At 67.0% G+C, this 17,434-nt stretch carries 17 protein-coding genes and 1 pseudogene; 9 read left to right on the top strand and 9 right to left on the bottom strand.

Annotated elements, in window-relative coordinates; genetic code table 11:
- Positions 1–7: 7 nt before the first annotated feature.
- Both VXJ37_RS09720 and VXJ37_RS09715 read left to right on the top strand, forming a co-directional pair.
- Positions 8–955 carry a polysaccharide deacetylase family protein gene (locus VXJ37_RS09720; RefSeq protein WP_331322833.1) on the top strand — a complete coding sequence of 316 codons (948 nt, stop codon included), beginning with the start codon at positions 8–10 and terminating at the stop codon, positions 953–955.
- A 46-nt stretch (positions 956–1,001) separates the two neighbouring features.
- Positions 1,002–2,237: pseudogene (locus tag VXJ37_RS09715) on the top strand (amidohydrolase).
- On the opposite strand, the gene VXJ37_RS09710 reads toward VXJ37_RS09715, so the two are convergent.
- A complete protein-coding gene (locus tag VXJ37_RS09710) occupies positions 2,234–3,070 on the bottom strand; it encodes a helix-turn-helix transcriptional regulator (RefSeq protein ID WP_331322832.1) in 837 nt (278 codons plus the stop codon). The pseudogene VXJ37_RS09715 and the gene VXJ37_RS09710 overlap by 4 nt on opposite strands.
- A gap of 85 nt (positions 3,071–3,155) precedes the next feature.
- Between VXJ37_RS09710 and ilvD the strand changes: the two genes are divergently transcribed.
- From ilvD to VXJ37_RS09685, 5 genes are all read left to right on the top strand, one after another.
- Positions 3,156–5,015 carry a dihydroxy-acid dehydratase gene (gene ilvD, locus VXJ37_RS09705; protein ID WP_331322831.1) on the top strand — a complete coding sequence of 620 codons (1,860 nt, stop codon included), beginning with the start codon at positions 3,156–3,158 and terminating at the stop codon, positions 5,013–5,015.
- Positions 5,016–5,096: 81 nt separating this feature from the next.
- The gene (locus tag VXJ37_RS09700; protein WP_331322830.1) at positions 5,097–5,870 is read left to right on the top strand and encodes a hypothetical protein; all 774 of its coding nucleotides are present in this window, start codon (positions 5,097–5,099) and stop codon (positions 5,868–5,870) included.
- Between the two features lie 57 nt (positions 5,871–5,927).
- A complete protein-coding gene (locus VXJ37_RS09695; RefSeq protein WP_331322829.1) occupies positions 5,928–6,746 on the top strand; it encodes an oxygenase MpaB family protein in 819 nt (272 codons plus the stop codon).
- A gap of 103 nt (positions 6,747–6,849) precedes the next feature.
- Positions 6,850–8,085: an MFS transporter gene (locus VXJ37_RS09690; protein ID WP_331322828.1), complete on the top strand. Its 1,236-nt coding sequence runs from the start codon at positions 6,850–6,852 to the stop codon at positions 8,083–8,085.
- A gap of 44 nt (positions 8,086–8,129) precedes the next feature.
- Positions 8,130–8,525, top strand: coding sequence for a (R)-mandelonitrile lyase (locus VXJ37_RS09685; protein ID WP_331322827.1), 396 nt, complete (start codon positions 8,130–8,132; stop codon positions 8,523–8,525).
- Between the two features lie 76 nt (positions 8,526–8,601).
- Here VXJ37_RS09685 and VXJ37_RS09680 read toward each other — a convergent pair whose 3' ends face one another.
- The gene (locus VXJ37_RS09680; RefSeq protein WP_331322826.1) at positions 8,602–9,024 is read right to left on the bottom strand and encodes a universal stress protein; all 423 of its coding nucleotides are present in this window, start codon (positions 9,022–9,024) and stop codon (positions 8,602–8,604) included.
- A gap of 121 nt (positions 9,025–9,145) precedes the next feature.
- A complete protein-coding gene (locus tag VXJ37_RS09675) occupies positions 9,146–10,039 on the bottom strand; it encodes a helix-turn-helix transcriptional regulator (protein WP_331322825.1) in 894 nt (297 codons plus the stop codon).
- Between the two features lie 139 nt (positions 10,040–10,178).
- On the opposite strand from VXJ37_RS09675, the gene VXJ37_RS09670 reads away from it, so the two are divergent.
- Together VXJ37_RS09670 and VXJ37_RS09665 are read left to right on the top strand one after the other, a co-directional pair.
- Complete coding sequence (locus tag VXJ37_RS09670) at positions 10,179–11,195, top strand: zinc-dependent alcohol dehydrogenase family protein (protein ID WP_331322824.1); 1,017 nt, start codon at positions 10,179–10,181, stop codon at positions 11,193–11,195.
- Positions 11,196–11,356: 161 nt separating this feature from the next.
- Positions 11,357–12,397 carry an NAD(P)-dependent alcohol dehydrogenase gene (locus tag VXJ37_RS09665; protein WP_331322823.1) on the top strand — a complete coding sequence of 347 codons (1,041 nt, stop codon included), beginning with the start codon at positions 11,357–11,359 and terminating at the stop codon, positions 12,395–12,397.
- A gap of 113 nt (positions 12,398–12,510) precedes the next feature.
- On the opposite strand, the gene VXJ37_RS09660 is transcribed toward VXJ37_RS09665, so the two are convergent.
- The 6 genes from VXJ37_RS09660 to VXJ37_RS09635 form a co-directional block, all read right to left on the bottom strand.
- A complete protein-coding gene (locus VXJ37_RS09660; protein ID WP_331322822.1) occupies positions 12,511–13,548 on the bottom strand; it encodes a nitronate monooxygenase in 1,038 nt (345 codons plus the stop codon).
- An 85-nt stretch (positions 13,549–13,633) separates the two neighbouring features.
- On the bottom strand, positions 13,634–14,092 hold the full coding sequence (locus VXJ37_RS09655) for an SRPBCC family protein (protein WP_331322821.1): 459 nt from the start codon (positions 14,090–14,092) through the stop codon (positions 13,634–13,636).
- 190 nt (positions 14,093–14,282) lie between these two features.
- Positions 14,283–14,477, bottom strand: coding sequence for a hypothetical protein (locus tag VXJ37_RS09650; protein ID WP_331322820.1), 195 nt, complete (start codon positions 14,475–14,477; stop codon positions 14,283–14,285).
- A 215-nt stretch (positions 14,478–14,692) separates the two neighbouring features.
- The gene (locus VXJ37_RS09645) at positions 14,693–14,950 is read right to left on the bottom strand and encodes a hypothetical protein (protein ID WP_331322819.1); all 258 of its coding nucleotides are present in this window, start codon (positions 14,948–14,950) and stop codon (positions 14,693–14,695) included.
- A gap of 613 nt (positions 14,951–15,563) precedes the next feature.
- Positions 15,564–16,352 (bottom strand): ATP-binding cassette domain-containing protein, encoded by a 789-nt coding sequence (locus VXJ37_RS09640; protein WP_331322818.1) that lies wholly within the window; start codon positions 16,350–16,352, stop codon positions 15,564–15,566.
- On the bottom strand, positions 16,349–17,404 hold the full coding sequence (locus VXJ37_RS09635) for an ABC transporter permease (protein WP_331322817.1): 1,056 nt from the start codon (positions 17,402–17,404) through the stop codon (positions 16,349–16,351). The genes VXJ37_RS09640 and VXJ37_RS09635 overlap by 4 nt, the downstream gene beginning before the upstream one ends.
- Positions 17,405–17,434 lie beyond the last annotated feature (30 nt).

Genomic DNA, 17,434 nt, shown 5'->3' with positions numbered 1-17,434 from the left:
ATTTCCCGTGAACCAGCCCGCCATCGCGGACCCCCTGCACCCCATCATCTGGCCCGACGGCGCCAAAGCCGCCGCCTCCTTCACCTTCGACGTGGACGCCGAGTCCTGCACCATCGCCCACGACCCCACCAGCACGCGGCGCATGTCCCTGATGACCCACCAGTCCTACGGCCCCAAGATCGCCGTACCACGGCTCCTGAAGATCCTGGAGCGCCAGGACATCAAGGCCACTTTCTTCATCCCCGGCTTTACCGCCGAGTCCTACCCGGACATCGTGCGGCGGATCGTGGATGGCGGCCACGAGGTAGCCCACCACGGCTACCTGCACGAACCCATGCAGGGCATCGACGCAGCCACCGAGGCCCGCTACATTGACCGCGGCCTGGAGGCGCTGGCCAAAGTGGCCGGTATCCGTCCCGTGGGCTACCGGGCACCCTGGTGGGAACTGAACTGGCACTCCCCGGGCCTGCTGGCGGACCGCGGCTTCCTCTACGATTCAAGCCTGCTCGACGGCGACGCCCCCTACCGCTTCGCCGTCGCCGTCGATGATCCCCGGGACATCGTGGAGATCCCCGTGGACTGGACCCTGGACGACTGGGAGCAGTACGCCTTCTACCCGGGAGTGACGGGCAGCGGCGTGATCGAGAGCCCGGCCAAGGTCCTGGAAATGTGGACCCTCGAGGCCGAGGCACACCACTCCCAGGGCAGCTGCTTCGTCCTGACCAACCACCCGTTCATCTCCGGCCGGCCGTCCAAAGCCGTGGCCCTGGAGCAGCTGATCGAGCGGGTGAAGGGCATGGACGGCATCTGGGTCACCACCATGGAGCAGATTGCCCGCCACACCAAGGCCACGGTGTCCGAGGTCCACACCCACGCGCGGATCGACGTGCCGGTATTCCCGGGCGCGGGTGCGCAGTTTGAGCCGGCCGTGGTGCGGCAGGGGGCGCTGGCCTAGAGTTGGCCCCAAGGGGCCGGCGCTGCCGGCCGGGAGGAGCGCCCGCATGGACATCATGTACAGCCTTCAGGACGGCATCGGGCAGGAGTTGTCCTGGCAGATCCCGCTCTACGAGCAGCTCCACCGGAACCCGGAACTGGGGCTTGCCGAACACGAAACGTCCGCCGCGGCAGCGGACAACCTGGCCCGCTGGGGCTTTGACGTCCGACACTTCGGCGGCACCGGCGTCGTTGGCGTTCTTGCCAACGGCGCCGGTCCCTGCGTGCTGGCGCGGGCCGACATGGATGCGCTTCCGGTCGCTGAGGCGACGGGGGCACGCTACGCCTCCGCCACACCCGGCGTGATGCACGCCTGCGCGCACGACATGCACGTGGTGGCCCTGCTTGGCGCGGCAAAATACCTTGCCGAGCACCGGGACACCTGACAGGGCACCTACATTGCCCTGTTCCAGCCCGCTGAGGAGACGGCGGCGGGCTCGCAGGCAATGCTCGACGACGGCCTGGCCGCCGGAATCCCGCGGCCGCACATCGCGCTGGCCCAGCACGTCATGCCCACCGAGGCGGGAACCATCGGCACCACGCCGGGCCCGGTCCTGTCGGCCGGTGACTCGATCCGGATCACCGTCCACGGCCGGGGCGCCCACGGATCAATGCCGCACAAGTCGGTCGATCCGGTGGTCCTGGCTGCCTCGATCGTCCTGCGCCTGCAGACGGTGGTGTCCCGTGAAACGACGCCGGGGGAGTTCGCGGTGCTGACCGTTGGCTCCGTGAACGCCGGTGCCACCGCCAACATCATCCCGGACCGGGCGGAACTGCTGCTCAACCTGCGGACCTACAGCATGGAAACCCGCAGCCAGATGATCGCCGCCATCGAGCGGATCGTGCGGGGCGAGTGCGCTGCGGCGGGCTCCCCGCAGGAACCGGAGTTCGAGTACTACGACCAATACCCGCTGACCAGCAACGATCCGGAGGCCAACGCACGGGTCACGGCGGCCTTCACCAGGTCCTTCGGGGCGGACGCCGTCTACCCCACGGCCCCGCAGACGGCGTCAGAGGATTTCAGCCGCATTCCCGACGCCTTCGGCATCCCGTACGTGTACTGGATTGTCGGCTCCGTGCCCCCTGAAACCTACCGCCGGTCCGTGGCTGCGGGGACTGTGGACACGGACATCCCCGCCAACCACTCCCCGTTCTTCCTGCCGGCCGTGGATCCCACCCTTCGCACGGCCACCCAGGCGCAGGCCGCCGCCGCCCTGGCTTATCTGGGCACTGACGCCGCTTAGCCCTTCGCCGCCATCAGCGACTGCATCTGCGCGGCGGCGTCGCTGCCCGGGGCCGGGGTGTACACCACGATGTGCAGGTCCGGCCGGTCGGAAGGGGACACCTGGTGGTGTTCCAGCTGCAGCACTCCCACCGCCGGGTGGTGGAACAGGCGCTCACGGGACTCAAAGCCCAGGATGTCGTAGAGGTCCCAGCCGTGCCGGAATTCGGGGCTTGCTTCCTTAAGCCGCTCCACCTGGTACTGGATGTCCGGGTCACCCAGGCGCTGTCCGGTTTCGGCCCGGAACTCGGCAAGGAACCTCTTGCTGGTGGTTTCCCAGTCCGGCAGCAGGTTGCGGACGTAGGGGTCGGTGAACACCAGCCACAGCAGGTTCCGGTCCGCGGGTGCCACGGTGGCGATGTTGGGGTAGAGCGCCGCATAGGACTTGTTCCAGCCCGCCACCCGCCAGTCCGGGAACAGTGCGAAGGAGGGGTTGGGGTCCAGTGCGTCCATCAGCCGCTGAATGTGCGGCGGGGCGGCATCGGCGGCCGGTCCCGCAGGGGCCGCGGAGGCGTACCCGCCGAGGGACAGCACATAGCCCAGGCCCGTCCCCGACAAATGCAGGGCGCGGCTTACGGCCTCCAGGACCTGCCGGGACGGGCTGATGTCCCGTCCCTGTTCAAGCCAGGTGTACCAGGTGACGCTGACGCCGGAGAGGAAAGCCACCTCCTCGCGGCGCAGCCCGCGGTCCCTCGCACGCCCGATCGGCGGCAGCCCATAGTCGGCCCGGAGCGCCTGGTCGCGCCGGGCCCTCAGGAAAAGGCCGAGTTCTTTGCGGCGGCCGGGATCACTCACCGGAAAATACTATTACTCTGGTACTCCCACTACTAGTAGCAGCGCTGTCTTCCGTCCGCGTCGCCAAGGCAAGAGGATGGTAAGCATGCCTGCACTCCGCTCTAAAACAGTCACCCATGGCCGCAACATGGCCGGGGCCCGCGCACTGCTGCGCGCCTCCGGCGTCGCCAACTCCGATATCGGCAAGCCGATCATCGCCGTGGCCAACTCCTTCACGGAATTCGTTCCCGGCCACACCCACCTCGCCCCTGTGGGCCGGATCGTCTCCGAGGCCATCCTTGCCGCCGGTGCCGTGCCGCGCGAGTTCAACACCATCGCCGTTGACGATGGCATTGCCATGGGCCACTCCGGCATGCTCTACTCGCTGCCGTCCCGCGACCTGATCGCCGACTCCGTGGAATACATGGTCAACGCGCACTGCGCCGACGCCCTGGTCTGCATCTCCAACTGCGACAAGATCACCCCTGGGATGCTCATGGCCGCCCTGCGCCTGAACATCCCGGTGGTCTTCGTCTCCGGCGGCCCCATGGAGGCTGGCCGTGTGACGCTGACTGACGGCTCCGTGCGCTCCCTGGACCTGGTGAACGCCATCGCCGACGCCGTGGACGAGTCCATCTCCGACGCCGACATCAACCTCATCGAAGAGAACGCCTGCCCCACCTGCGGTTCCTGCTCCGGCATGTTCACCGCCAACTCGATGAACTGCCTCACGGAGGCCATCGGCCTGTCCCTGCCGGGCAACGGCTCCGTGCTGGCTACCCACACCGCACGCAAGGCACTGTACGAGAAGGCCGGCGCCACCGTCGTCGAGCTGGTGAAGCGCTACTACGACGGCGGCGACGACTCCGTGCTGCCGCGCTCCATCGCCACCGCGAAGGCCTTCGACAACGCCATGGCCCTGGACATTTCCATGGGCGGCTCCACCAACACCATCCTGCACCTGCTCGCCGCAGCCCAGGAGGCCGGGGTTGACTACGGCCTTGCCGAGATGGACGCCAAGTCCCGCCAGGTGCCCTGCCTGGCCAAGGTGGCCCCGAACGTCGCCAAGGACAAGACCTACTACATGGAGGACGTGCACCGCGCCGGCGGCATCCCGGCCCTGCTGGGCGAGCTGAACCGCGGCGGCCTCCTGCACAAGGACGTCCACTCCGTGCACTCCAACGACCTGGACGGCTGGCTGGACGACTGGGACATCCGCGGCGGCAAGGCCACCGAGGAAGCCAAGGCCCTGTGGCACGCCGCCCCCGGCGGCGTCCGCTCCTCCACCGCCTTCTCCCAGTCGAACGAGTGGACCTCGCTCGACACCGACGCCGCGGAAGGCTGCATCCGCGCCGTGGAGCACGCCTACTCCAAGGACGGCGGCCTGGCCGTGCTCCGAGGCAATGTGGCCGTCGACGGCGCAGTGGTGAAGACCGCGGGCGTGGACGAATCCATCTGGACCTTCTCCGGACCTGCCGTGGTCTGCGAGTCCCAGGACGAGGCCGTGGAGAAGATCCTGAACAAGCAGGTCAAGGAGGGTGACGTGGTGGTGATCCGCTACGAAGGCCCCAAGGGTGGTCCGGGCATGCAGGAAATGCTGTACCCCACGTCCTTCCTCAAGGGCCGCGGCCTGGGCAAGAAGTGCGCGCTCATCACGGACGGCCGCTTCTCCGGCGGCACCTCGGGCCTGTCGATCGGCCACATCTCCCCGGAGGCTGCCTCCGGTGGTGCCATCGCCCTGGTGGAGGACGGCGACATCATCAGCATCAACATCAGCCAGCGTTCAATGCAGCTGGAGGTCTCCGACGAGGTCCTCGCCGAACGCCGCGAGAAACTGCTGGTCAACGGCGGGTACAAGCCCAAGGACCGGGACCGCCAGGTGTCCGCAGCCCTGCGCGCCTACGCCGCCATGGCCACCTCGGCGGACAAGGGCGCCGTCCGGGACGTGTCCCTGCTGGAGCGCTAGGCCGGGTCCCCGGGCGGGGGGAGGGCAGGTCAGGTCCTCCGGCCCTCCTCCGCCCGGGCAAGCCGCCCCCACACTGGAAGGGTGCGCAGGTTCCTCAAAGCACTTTTGGCAGCCTCACTGACCGCCCTCGCCCTCTCCGCGTGTTCGCCGCAGCCGGGAACCCCACAGCCGGCACAGTCCTCATCCACCAGTGCCTCTGCACCGGCAAACAGCCTGCCCGCTGCGCCAACGCCGTCGGGCACTCTCTCCCCATCACAGTCGGCCGGGCCGGGCGGCACCACGCCCGCCGCAACGAAGTGGACCACGTTCCAGACGGCGGACCACACCATGGCGTTCGATCTTCCCGCTGCCTGGAGCGTCAGGGACCCGGCGGGGGAACTGGCCGAAGGGGGAGGGACCTACGCGGAAGTCAGGAACCAGGCCGGGAAGGTCATGGCAACGCTGCGGACCAACATGGCCATTGGATCGTCCTGCACGCAGAAGTACCCGTATGAGGTGCTGGACAGTGCGGATGTCCCGGAACTGTCCCGTGACGGCGTGGTGCCGCAGTTCGTCTTCGAGACCAGGGGAAACGCTGTGACGCCGGGACCGCCGGGCGTCCAGGCGGCCGGTTACGGCATCACTTCCGGGCCGCCACCCACCGGACCTTCCGCGTGCCCCATCATCCATTTCTTCCGGTGGCCGCCCAACAGTGCCATGTTCGGCGCGTTCTACGATCCCGAAAACAACGCGACCCCCGGCGACCCGTCACTGCCGTACCAGGAACTGGCGAAGAAGTACCGGGAAACGGCCGAGTACGCGGACATCAAACAGATGATCACGTCGCTGCGGCCCGTTCAGGGTGATGGGTACTAGGCGCGACGGGACGAAAGGCCCCATCTGCTGCCACACCCCCTCCGGTAGCCTTTTCACATGGTTCAGGGCGATGCCGATTTCCGGGCCGAAGGCATCCTGCTTGCCGGGGCGGGACGGGCTATCCTGCTGCAGCTTGCCCAACCCGCAATCGGCCGCGGGGTGGCTGCCCACAGTACCTTCACCCAGCGCCCTGTAGACCGGCTCAAGGGCACACTCACCTACGTCTATGGCATCGTTTATGGAACCGAGGAGCAGGTCAGGGAAGTCCGCCGCAGGGTCAACCAGGCGCATGTGCCGGTACGCCGTCCCGCGGACGAGTCCTCTGCCGGCTACAGCGCCTACGACCCCGCGCTGCAGCTCTGGGTGGCGGCAACGCTCTATGACACGGCGCTGACCATCGTTGAGAAGATCCGCGGCCCGCTGGACGACGACGCAGCCGACGCCATGTACCGCGACTATGCGCGGATCGGCACCGCTTTGCAGCTGCCACCTGAGATGTGGCCGAAGGACCGGGCGGCGTTCCGCCGCTACTGGGAGGAGCAGCTTTCAACCCTCCGGGCGGAGGAAGAAGGCGTGCGCGTGGGACGCGGCCTGCTGTTTCCCACGCACACCGCACTCTGGTACCGCGCCATCATGCCCGCTGCCAGGTTCCTCACCGCAGGGCTCCTGCCGGGGCAGCTGCGGCAGGACTTCGGCCTTGCGTGGAGCGACCGGCACCAGCGCAGGTTCGACCGCACGTGGCGCGTCCTTGCCGTGGCCTATCCGGTTCTCCCGCTGCGCATCAGGCACTGGTTCAAGGACTACTGCCTGGCCGAACTTGAAAAGGACCTCCGAAAAAGCCCGCAGAACATGCAGCAGCAGGGGACCACTGCCTAGGTCCGCGGCCCCGTCGCTTTAAGTCGTCCCTAAAGGGGTTCTGCCAAGACCGGTTTCAGCAGGGCCCTCGCTAGGTACCTGCGTTCATGTGTTTCATGGAGGCATGGCCCCCGAAGCAACAGTCACCAACGCCAGCGCGCCCCCAAAACCAGACGCGCAGCACCCTGCGCATTGGGGAGGGGTCTTCGCGATGTCCCTGTGCGTGTTCGCCTTGATCGCGTCCGAATTCATGCCCGTCAGCCTGCTCACGCCCATGGCCGCCGAGCTGCAGGTTTCAGAGGGGATGGTGGGGCAGGGCATAGCGATTTCCGGGCTGTTCGCCGTGGTGACCAGCCTGTCGGTGTCCACCGTGGCCGGCAGTATGAACCGCAAGACGCTCCTGCTGGGACTCACCACGCTCATGGCAGTTTCCGGAGTCCTGGTTGCGCTGGCACCGGGATACCTGGTCTTCATGATTGGCCGCGCACTGATCGGGGTGGTCATTGGCGGGTTCTGGTCCATGTCCGCCGCCACCGCCATGCGCCTGGTACCGGCCCGCCAGGTGCCGCGCGCCCTGGCCATCTTCAACGGGGGCAATGCCCTGGCCACGGTGGTGGCTGCACCGCTGGGCAGCTACCTGGGCTCGGTCATCGGATGGCGCGGTGCGTTCTTCTGCCTGGTGCCCGTGGCATTGCTGGCCCTTGCCTGGCAGTGGGGCAGCCTGCCGGCCATGAAAGCGGAACGGCCCACCGGGGAGCCCCGAAACGTCTTCACCATTTTCGCCGCCTTCAGGAGCGCCCCTGTCGCCTGGGGCATGGCTGCCTGCGGCTCCTTCTTCATGGGACAGTTCGTGCTGTTCACCTACATCCGTCCATTCCTGGAGACCGTGACAGGCGCCGGTGCGGCCCCGGTGTCCCTGGTCCTCCTGGTCATCGGGGTGGCCGGATTCGTGGGTACCCTGCTGATCGGCCGCTTCATCGGGAAAGGCCTCTACCGGACGCTGGTAGTCATCCCGGCGCTCATGGCGGCCATCGCGGCAGCCCTCGTGCCCTCCGGCGGCTGGTTCGCCGCCGTCGTGGTTCTCTTGGGGATGTGGGGCCTGCTGGGCACGTCCGCGCCCGTGGGCTGGTGGAGCTGGATCGCGAAGGCCATGCCCCATGACGCCGAGTCCGGTGGCGGCCTGATGGTGGCCGTGGTCCAGACGTCAATCGCCGCCGGATCAACCGTGGGCGGGGTGCTGTACGACTCCGCCGGCTACCGCGGGACCTTCCTCGCCGGCGCCGGCATCCTTGCCGTCGCTGCGGTCCTGGCGTTCCAGACCGCCCGGGCCACGCTTGCCCGGACGGGACAAACCCAATGACCATCCGGCCCATCAGACCCTGACCCACCCAACAGGAGGAGAACATGAAATACATCAAAAGCGGCGGCCAAACGGGCGCCGGGCCCAAGGAATGGTTCACCGGGACAGTGCAGATCGATGGAATCCGGAACCCTGACGGGCAGTCGGCCATCGGCTGCGCGCACGTCCGCTTCGCTCCCGGCGCCCGCACCGCCTGGCACCACCACCCCAAGGGCCAGACCCTCTACGTGACCGATGGGATCGGCCTGGTGGCCCGCCGCGGCGGCGAAGTCCAGGAGATCCGCCCGGGCGACGTGGTGTACATCGAACCCGGGGAAGAGCACTGGCACGGTGCCACGGCGGACCGCTTCATGGCGCACGTGGCCATGCAGGAAGCCGACAGCAACGGCCAGGTGGTCACGTGGCTCGGCCATGTCACCGACGAGGAATACGGGGCCTGAACAACCCTTCAGCAAAAAGGTGGGCGGACGACGGCGGGAGGTCCCGCCGTCGTCCGCCCACCATTAAGGGGGAGGGTCAGTCCTCGTAAGTGTTTGCGATGTAGACATCGCACGGGGCGTTGTGCGCCACGCTGTTGGCCACGCTGCCCAGCAGCCGGCCGATGCCGCGCATCCTCCGGTTGCCCACCACGATCAGCCGGGCGTTCAGGCGGATGGCTTCCTTGATCAGGGAGTCTGCCGGCTTGCCGCGGGCGGCGAAGTGGGTGACTTCCACCCCGGGCCTGGAGCTGGCCAGATCCTTGGCCACGATCTCCGAGCTGTCAGCGTTCGAGATCCTCACCTTGTCCGAGCCCACACCGTAAGTTTCGGAGTTTTCGCTCTCAAACGCGGTGACCACATGGAGTGACGCGCCCAGGGATTCCGCCAGGCCCAACGCCACCTCCGCAGCTTTCCGTGCCGACGGGCTGGCATCCACACCTACAACAACTACTCCACTCATCTTTTCGCTCCTTCGCATAGTCCTGGCATCAACGTCCATCTGCCAGTCTAGGGACTACCCGCCAGGAGCCCCGGTATCACAGCCGTGTGGAGCCGGCACGGGCAGGCCCAGGTGTGCAGCCTCAGGTGCGGACCTGGCCCTGCGCCGACTCCGCGATGTTCCCGGTCACCGCCCACGAGGCGAGGAGCTTGAGTGCCTCCGCGGAGGAGCTGCCGGGAGTGGCGGGGTAGACGGTGAGGGTATGGCCGGGATCCTCTTCCAGTCCCAGCACCTGGTAGTTCAGTTCCAGGAGGCCCACCACCGGGTGTTGGAAGAACTTGGTGCCCGCATAGTGGCGGCGGACGTTGTGGGCCGCCCACAGAGTCCGGAACTCGTCACTGCGCATCGACAGCTCGCCAATCAGCTCTGCGATGCCCTTGTCATGGGGGTTGCGCCCGGCTTCGCGGCGGAGGATGGCCACATTGGTGTTGGCCGCCCGGTCCCAGTCCGTGTAGAAGTTCTGCGCGCGCGGGTCCAGGAAAATGAAACGGGAGTGGTTGGCCGGCCGTGACGGGTTGCGGTACATGTCCGAGTACAGGGCGTAGCCCAGGGTGTTGGCGGCCACGATGTCCATCCGGTTGTTGCCGATGAACGCCGGGGCGTCCGTGATGGCATCCAGGAGGTACTGCAGCTCCGGCCGGACCTTGGAGGGTGCCGAAGCACCGGCGCCGGCGGCGCGTTGGCGTCCGGACGTATTCGCAGCCCTGGCCAGATCGTACAGGTGGTCGTGCTCGGCCCGGTCAAGTTCCAGGGCTCCTGCGATGGCGTCCAGGACGCTGTCCGAGACGCCGCTGAGGTTTCCCCGTTCCAGCCGGGTGTAGTAGTCCACGCTGACCCCGGCCAGCCGCGCCACTTCCTCGCGCCGAAGCCCCGGGACGCGCCGGCGGCCCCCATAGGGTTCGATGCCTGCCTGCTCCGGGGTTATGCGCCCGCGGCGGGAGGACAGGAACTGCCGGACCTCGGCTCGGTTATCCATAGGGAACACGTTACGACGAACGGCCCAACGCTAAGGAGGTTCTGCCAAAACCAGTTACAGCAAGGCCCTCGCCAAGGGTTCCCGGAGCGGGTTTGATGGGATTGTCCGCTTTCAGCCTTTCACCATTTGGAGGACCACCATGCGCGCAACCATCATGCATGCCCCCGGGGACGTCCGGGTCGAGGACCGTGACAAACCCGCCATCCAGCAACCCACGGATGCGATCATCAAGGTTGTTGCCGCCTGCGTGTGCGGCTCGGACCTGTGGCCCTACCGTGGCGCCGACACCCTTCACGAGCCCAGGCCCATGGGCCACGAGTACGTGGGGATCGTGGAGGAAGTGGGCGCTGACGTGAAAAATGTGCAGCGTGGCCAATTCGTGGTGGGGTCCTTCTTTGCCTCTGACAACACCTGCGAAATCTGCCGCTCCGGCTACCAGACCGGCTGCGTGCACCGGCAGGGCGTAGGCGGTTCCCAGGCCGAGTACCTGCGCGTACCGCTGGCAGACGGCACCTTGGTGGCCACCCCGGGCGCGCCCGAAGGCGGCAAGATCCCTTCACTGCTTGCGGCCTCGGACGTCCTGGGCACCGGGTGGTTCGCGGCCAAGGCCGCAGAGGTGGGCCCCGGCAAGACGGTGGCGGTGGTGGGCGACGGCGCCGTTGGGCTTTTGGGGATCCTGGCGGCACAGCAGATGGGCGCCGCGCGGATCATCGCCATGTCCCGGCACGCGGACCGGCAGGCGCTGGCCCGGGAGTTCGGGGCCACCGACGTCGTGGAGGAGCGCGGCGAAGCGGGCGTGCAGAAGATCAAGGAGCTCACCGACGGGCTGGGGGCGCACTCTGTCATCGAAGCCGTGGGCACGCAGGAATCGATGATGCAGGCCATCCAGGCCACCCGTGCCGGCGGCCACGTCGGTTTCGTGGGCGTATCCCATGACGTGGCCCTGCCCGGCCGCGAGCTGTTCTCCTCGCTCGTGCACCTGCACGGCGGTCCCGCTCCGGTCCGGCAGTACCTGCCGGAACTGATCGACCTCATCCTGGCCGGTGACATCGAGCCCGGAAAAGTCTTCGACCTCGAACTCCCGCTGGACCAGGCCGCCGAGGCATACAAGGCCATGGATGAACGCCGGGCCATCAAGGTCCTGCTCCGGCCGTAGCCGCTTTCTGCCACGATGCGCCTTGTGGCATCTGGGTCTGCGGAGGGTAGGACTCGCAAGACCAGTCACAACAGGGCCACCTTGGAACAAGCATTTCCCGGATCTGTTCCGAACAACCCCGGTAGCATTAAGAAGTCCCCCCAACAGATCACAGGAGAACCATGACTACCGTCAAGGCTTATGCATCCCCGTCCGCCACGGAGGACCTGGTGGCTACCACCATCGAGCGCCGCGAAGTGGGTCCCCACGACGTCATGATCGACATCAAGTTCGCCGGCATCTGCCACTCGGACATCCACACCGTCCGCGGTGACTGGGGCCCGCAGCAGTACCCGCTGGTGCCCGGCCACGAGATCGCCGGCATCGTCACCGAGGTCGGCGCAGAAGTAACCAAGCACAAAGTTGGCGACCGCGTCGGTGTTGGCTGCATGGTCAATTCCTGCAAGGAGTGCGCAAACTGCCAGAAGGGCGAGGAACAGTACTGCCTCAAGGGCAACATTGGCACCTACGGCGCCGTTGACGGCGATGGCACCATCACCCAGGGCGGCTACTCCACCCACGTAGTGGTCACCGAGGACTTCGTCGTGACCATCCCCGAGGGCATCGAACTCGACGTCGCCGCACCCTTGCTGTGCGCCGGCATCACCACCTACTCACCGCTGCGCCACTGGGGTGCCGGCCCCGGCAAGAACGTTGCCGTCGTCGGCCTCGGCGGACTGGGCCACATGGCCGTCAAGCTGGCCCACGCCATGGGCGCTGAGGTGACCGTGCTGTCCCAGTCGCTGAAGAAGCAGGAAGACGGCCTGAAGCTGGGCGCCGACCACTACTACGCGACCAGTGACGAGAACACTTTCTCCGAGCTCGCCGGCTCCTTCGACCTGATCATCAACACGGTCAGCGCCTCGATCGACATCAGCTCCTACCTCGGCCTGCTCAAGCTCGACGGCGCCCTGGTCAACGTCGGCGCGCCCGCTGAGCCGCTTCCGGTCAACGCCTTCGCGCTGATTGGCGGACGCCGTTCCTTCGCCGGCTCCATGATCGGCGGCATCCGCGAAACCCAGGAGATGCTCAACTTCTGCGCCGAGCACCACCTGGGCGCCGAAATCGAGGTCATCCCGGCCGAGAAGATCAACGAAGCCTACGAACGCGTCCTTGCCTCGGACGTCCGCTACCGGTTCGTGATCGACACCGCCACCCTCTAAGGCACCACCAGCGCTTCCAACTCACGACGGCGGGCCGGCTCCCACAAGGGGCCGGGCCGCCGTCGGGCTTTAAGGAACCGACCGACGGCGGGACAAGCCATTGCGGCCAGGCCTTAGGGCGCGAGGCATTTCAGGATTGAAACCGCGGAGCCCTCCATGGTTTGCCGGTAATTGATGCCGGCCCACAGGTTCAGCCACTCAGGCTCTCCTGCTGCCGCGGCCGCGGCACGCAGGGGAGTGGTGAGGTGGTGGATTTCCGGATAGCCGTAAGGGGCGTCGCCGTCATGGCGGCGCATGAATTCGTTGTGCAGGCCGCGGGCGTTGCGGCCGGAGAAGACGCGGGTGACGTCGGTAGTGGTGAAGTGATCCGGCGCCGCCAGGGCAGCCCGGTGCACCGGCTTGGTTCCCGCTTCGTCGGCGCGCAGGAATGCCGTCCCGGCCTGGACAGCCACGGCGCCGACGGCGAGCGCGGCCTGGGTGTGGTCCGCAGTGGCAATGCCCCCGGCCCCGATGAGGGGTACCTCGAGGTCGGTAAGGTCGCCGAGAATTCCGTGGAGGGGCACCAGCGGGGGAGGCCCGTCCGGCTTGAACGTTCCCCGGTGGCCGCCGGCTTCGGGGCCCTGCACGCACAGGGCATCCGCTCCGGCGGCGAGTGCCCGGAGCGCTTCTTCGCGGTCCGTGACAGTGGCTATCACGTAGACGCCCCGCTGTTTCAGCGATTCCACCACGCCGGACTCGGGGAAGTCGAAGGTGAACGAAACCACCGGGGGTGCCAGGTCCAGCAATGCTTCGAGCTTCGCGTCCCAGTCGTCATCATCATGCTTTGGCTCTCCCAGCGTGACACCGAACCGCTCAGCGTCCGGAGCCAGTGACGCGGCATAACGCTGCAGGTCCTCGTGGCTGATAACCGGGGGCTGCGGTACAAACAGGTTGACGCCGAACGGGTGCTTGGTCTGCGCCCTGACAGCCTCGATGTCTGTCCGCATCGCTGCAGCTGTCCGGTACCCGGCCGCAAGGAAGCCGAGGCCCCCGGCGGCGCTGACTGCCGCGGCCAATTGCGGGGTGGAGGGGCCGCCGGCCATGGGCGCCTGGATCACCGGCAGGGCCAGCGCCTCGAAACGGAACCTGGTGGCCTTCTGCTGGGTACCCATCTGCCCTCCGCTGTTCGGTACGTACCTGACGAATGCTACGCCGGTCCACGCTCCCGTTCGAGGCGGCAGGTGAGGGCCGCCACGGTCAGCGTGGTCCGGCTTCCACCAGGAGCTTGAGGTTCTCCAGGGTCTGTTGGCGTGCCCTTTCCTGCATCCGCTCGATGATGAGTTCATCCGCGAAGCGTCCGATGGCGCTTCCGGGAACGTTGTAGTCAAACTCGGCGGTCACCTGGGTGGTGGCCTCGCCGTCCGGTTCGTAGTCCCATGTCTGCCACCCCTTGAGGGGCCCGTCGAATTCGATTCTCACCCGCTGCCCGCCGGCCGTGGTTTGCTCCCGTGCTGCCACCCTTGTGGTGACATGGAACGGAACCCCCGCCATGAGGTATTTATGCTCGACGACGGTTCCCGTGCCGCCGTCGCCCTCGATTTTCTCTGCCTCGCCCAGGTTGACCCACCACGAAGCCCAGCGCTTCGGGTCTGACGCCACCTCGACGACGCGTTCCACTGGTGCGTTGATCGTCGTGTCCACCTTGATATGGCCCATTGAATCCTCCTCGTGCTCCGGCCGGACAAGTGGTGATGACCAGACGCTACATACACCGTGCCGGGAGAAACAGGGGCAAAGGGTCCATGAGGCGGTCAAGCCCTTCAACCCGGCGAGGGCAGCAAAAAGGGCGCGTACGACGGCGGAACAGTCCATTCCCGCCGTCGTACGCGCCCTTTGTTGGGGCTGCCTAGAACGCCAGTGCCGGCTCGTCGCCGCGGACGCTCAGGGTGAAGGTGTTGGGTCCGCTGCAGGTGACGGCGATGCGGCAGCTGGTGGTGTTGTGGCGCGAGGAGAGATCGGAGACCGCGGAATCGAGGGTCTCGTGGAGGGAAGCACGGTCCCAGATCTTCAGCGTCACGGATTCGGCAGTGTTAAACGTCATTGTTCAGTACTTTCCTGTATCAAGCCGGCAACATGTCCGGCGGTGGCCTGTCCGCTCCGGGGGTCGGTGGCCTGCGCTCACCGGTGGGCCTCGTTGCGTCACCAGGATGTCAAGGGCGGGTATTGCCCTGCCCATCCATAGTGCCCGTGCCGACTGATGGGACTCAACCAAATCGCGCGTTTATTGCGAGTGAATCTCATCACGTGTGACCGGAGTCACGAACTCCCGTCCCCATCCGCCGATAGTTCCCGCAGGGCGGTGGCAATCAGCCCTGCTTGGGCGACTGGAAGGTGCAGTGCCTCGTTGAGGTAGGCATCCAGGGACATTTCGTCAGCGTCACCGCCAAGGCCGTAGTAGTACGTCCACAGCCTGATCATGGGGACTTGGGCGGCACGGAAACGCCGGGCCACGTCCTTCCGTTGCTCGTCGGCACCCAGTGGCTGGTCCCGACCGCCGGGGCAACAGGCATTCATTGCCGGTTTCCAAGCCATGGGGCGGGGCCGGGGACAGGCGAGGGGAGCAACGCGGAGCCGGGAGGGGCGGAGGGGCGCTTAGGTGGACTTTGGCTGTCCATAAGGCCTCGATCCTTCGTTGCGCCCGGAGTTGAGTTCCCGGCTGGCGGCCACCGCTCTTGGCGCGGATGGCCTGTGCATTCAACCCCGGGCCTGTCGCAATCCCGAAATTTCCTGTCTTTGACACTACGCTCCCGCGCGCGTTGGCGGAACGGGTGCGGTGTTAATCCCAGTGCTACCTGGCCCCGGGATCTGCATGGCATGGTGACCGATGACCAGAAGTCGGGAGGGGGTTTTGGCGGGTTTGAGCCAGCGTGCTCGCTGGCGCTTCACGATTTGACCGCTTCCCGCGCCAGTTCCCCCGTTTCGTTCCCCGGTGGGGGTATTTCCAGGTCGGCCGTAGACCAAGGTGGTCCTCGTCGCTGAGCCTGACCACGTCAGCCAGCGCGGCGAGGCGTTTTTAAAGCGGCGGCCACCGCCGCCCGTTCCCGGCAGGGACGACCTCGTCGGCCCTGCCGGGAAGCGGGGTGAACTCAGTGAAGAGCAGCGGCTGTCCTGCCGGCCGGGGTGTCGGTCATGCTGCCTTCGCCCCGGTCATGATCGCTACGGCGTCGGTCATGGAGTGGGTCTCGGGTGTGATGGTGGCGGCGCGCTTGCCGAGCCGCTGAATGTGGATCCTGTCGGCGACGTCGAACACGTGCGGCATGTTGTGGCTGATCAGGATCACGGGGATGCCACGGTCGCGCAGGCGCAGGATGAGCTCAAGCACCTGATTGGACTCCCGGACACCAAGCGCAGCCGTGGGCTCGTCCAGGACGACGACCTTGGATCCGAAGGCCGCGGCACGGGCGACGGCGACGGCCTGGCGCTGTCCGCCGGAGAGGTTCTCGATGGGCACGGTGACATCCTGCAGGGTCGAGATCCCAAGCCCGGCCAGCTCGGCCTTCGCGTTCTCCCGCATGGCCTTGGTGTCCATTAGGCGCATCAGGCTCCCGAGGGGGCCCTGGCGGCGCAGCTCCCGGCCGAGATACATGTTCGCGGCCACGTCGAGCGCCGGGGAGACTGCGAGGGATTGGTAGACGGTTTCGATGCCGGCGTCCCTGGCGTCCTGGGGGCGGCGGAAGTGGACGGGTTTGCCGTCCAGTCTGATGTCGCCCTCGTCGGGGATCTCTGCGCCGGTGAGGCACTTGATGAGGGTGGTCTTGCCGGCCCCGTTGTCGCCGATGATAGCCAGGACCTCGCCGGCGTGGAGATCGAGGCTGACGCCGTCGAGGCCCACGACGTGGCCGTAGGTCTTCACGAGGCCCCGGGCCGACAGTACGGGCACGCTCTGGCTCTTCGAGCCGTGTTCGATGGAGTTCACTTACGGACCTTCCTGATCCACTGGTCGATGGCGACGGCCCCGATGACGAGGATGCCGACGGCGAGGGTCTGATAGAGGACGTCGAGACCGACGAGCGCGAGCCCGTTGCGGAAGACCCCGACGATGAGGGCACCCAGGAGTGTGCCCCAGATGGTTCCGCGGCCGCCGAACAGGCTCGTGCCGCCGATGACGACGGCGGTGATGGCGTTGAGGTTGGCGTCGGTGGCGGCGTTGGGGCTGGAGCCGAAGTCACGCCCGATCTGGGTCCAGGCGGCGATCACCACGATCGCGCCGGCCAGCATGTAGACGCTCAGCTGCACCCTGCTGACGCGGATGCCGCTCAGGCGCGCAGCCTCCTTGTCGTCTCCCACGGCGTAGACGTGGCGTCCCCACGCGGTTCGGCCGAGGGCGTAGGCGACGACGAGGTAGAGCAATGCCATGAGCACGACGCCGAAGCTGATGTCGATCCCGGCGAGCTTGAAGGTCCCCCCTGTCCACGTGGCCAGGTCCGGAAGCTGGGTGCCCTGGACAGTGGCACCCTTGGAAACCAGCAGCAGCAAAGCGGTGAAGATGCTCAGGGTCCCCAGAGTGACGATGAATGGGGGAAGGGTTAGCCGGGTGACCAGGATGCCGTTCAGGGCGCCTGCAGCCAGGCCGGTGGCCAGTCCGGCGAGAAGGGCGATGGGGGCTGGTAGACCGAGTCCCGCAGCGGTGTTGCCCACGACCACTGAACTGAGCACCATCGCGGCCCCAACCGAGAGGTCGATCCCGGCTGTGAGGATGACCAGGGTCTCGGCGATGCCGAGGATGCCGATGACGGCGACCTGCTGGGTGATCAGGGACAGGTTGGATGGGGCCAGGAAGTGCGGGTTCAGCATGCCGAAGACCAGGATTGCGATCACGAGCACGACGCCGGGGCTGATCGCGGGGTAGCGGTGCAGGGTGCCACGGACTCGGGAAAGGGGTGTCCGACGGTCGATGAATTCAAGAGCGGGGTCGGGCGCCGGGGGTTTGGGCTCGGCGGAGGCCCGTGCTGGTGCGTGGGTTGCCATGATGGTGTCTCCTCGGGAGGGGAATCGCAT

The sequence above is a fragment of the Pseudarthrobacter phenanthrenivorans genome (assembly GCF_036455295.1).
In the GTDB taxonomy this organism is placed as follows: Bacteria; Actinomycetota; Actinomycetes; order Actinomycetales; family Micrococcaceae; genus Arthrobacter; species Arthrobacter phenanthrenivorans_C.
This window is presented reverse-complemented; position numbering and strand designations above follow the sequence as displayed.